Source organism: Shewanella sp. (genome assembly GCF_051658185.1).
GTDB lineage: Bacteria > Pseudomonadota > Gammaproteobacteria > Enterobacterales > Shewanellaceae > Shewanella.
On sequence record NZ_JBOFMC010000203.1, the window covers coordinates 1 to 1,791 of the forward strand.

General features: G+C 47.2%; 1 protein-coding gene. It reads right to left on the bottom strand.

Annotation, left to right across the window (positions count from 1 at the left end; genetic code table 11):
• The coding region (locus ACRCZA_RS08010) for an arsenic transporter (RefSeq protein WP_438673929.1) at window positions 1-1,160 on the bottom strand (1,160 nt) is incomplete at its 3' end.
• Between the last annotated feature and the right edge of the window lie 631 nt (window positions 1,161-1,791).

The following is a 1,791-nucleotide window of genomic DNA, read 5'->3' on the forward strand; positions in this document are numbered from 1 at the left end:
AGCCATAGCAGGGTTGCTAAACTGCCGATGGGGGTGATTTTAGGACCTAAATCGCTGCCAATCACGTTAGCGTAGATCATAGCCTCTTTAATGACACCGGTTGCATTGCTACCGTCTATCGACAGGGCGCCAATTAACACTGTTGGCATGTTGTTCATGATGGAAGATAAAAAGGCGACCAAGAAGCCTGTGCCCATAGTGGCAACCCAAAGTCCTTGTTCTGCCAAACTATTTAATACGCTTGATAAGTAATCGGTTAAGCCTGCGTTGCGAAGACCATAAACAACCAAATACATGCCGAGTGAAAAGATCACTATCTGCCAAGGCGCGCCGCGAAGCACCTTAGTGGTATCTATGGCATGGCCTTTCTTGGCGACAACAAACAGGATAAAGGCGCCTACGGCAGCGACTAAACTCACGGGCACGCCGAGCGGTTCTAAGCCAAAGAAGCCCACCAAGAGTAAGACTAATACACCCCAACCGGTTTTAAAGGTGTTGAGGTCGCGAATGGCGGCCTTAGGCTCGCGTAGTTTTTGCAAGTCGTAGGTCGCGGGAATATCTTTGCGAAAAAACAGATGCAGCATGACTAAGGTGGCGCTAATCGCGGCAATATCGACGGGCACCATCACAGAGGCGTATTCGTTAAAACCTATGTTGAAGAAGTCCGCCGAAACAATATTGACTAGGTTAGAGACAATTAACGGCAAACTTGCGGTATCGGCAATAAAACCTGCGGCCATCACAAAGGCTAAGGTTGCTCCGGCGCTAAAGCCCAGCGCCAGTAACATAGCAATCACTATGGGGGTGAGGATCAGCGCCGCGCCATCATTCGCGAATAAGGCGGCAACGGTAGCACCGAGTAGCACTATGTAAGTAAAGAGTAAACGGCCACGACCTTTACCCCAGCGGGCTACATGCAGTGCGGCCCATTCGAAAAAACCTGACTCATCCAATAATAAACTGATGATGATCACAGCGATAAAGGTTGCAGTCGCGTTCCAGACGATATTCCACACCACGGGGATGTCCCCTAAGTGCACGACACCTAGTAGCAAGGCTAATACAGCGCCTAGTGTGGCACTCCAACCTATGCCTAAGCCCTTAGGCTGCCAAATCACTAACACAATGGTAAGAACAAAAATTGCCCCGGCTAACCACATATAAACTCCTAAAAGGGCAGAGACACTCACTCTGCGCCTCATCATAATATCAAATATGAGGACAGCCCTATATTTTTTCTCATTCAAGCCATATTAGCCAGAGCTGGTTGTAGGCAAACCGAATGTGCATTATGTTTTTGATCTAAAATGGATGGACTCATTTTTACTGGAACCTTGCAAAAACTGACCGATTACTGCGAACACTTAGAAAAACGACGACGGCACTTTGCGTCAAGCTGTCAGTATTTGCACCGCAACTGACAACGACTATATCCCTTTGACGGCAATCATTGCCTAAGACCTCCCAAGCACTATGGGATGACTTACCTCGTCTGAAATACACCATTTTTTAATGAATTAGCTCAATCTATTGCCTCAGATGTTGTCCCTGCAACTTTTGATGACTCTCATTGAAGCCATTTAGCCAGAGTTAGGTTGTAGACAAACTGAAAGTGCATTATGTTGTTGTTTTACAATGGATGGCTAGATTTATCAGCTCTTAGAAAAACGACGACGGCACTTTGCGTCAAGCTGCCAGTACTTGCACCGCAACTGACAACGACTATATCCCTTTGGCGGCAATCATTGCCTAAGACCTCCCAAGCACTATGGGATGACTTACCTCGTCTGA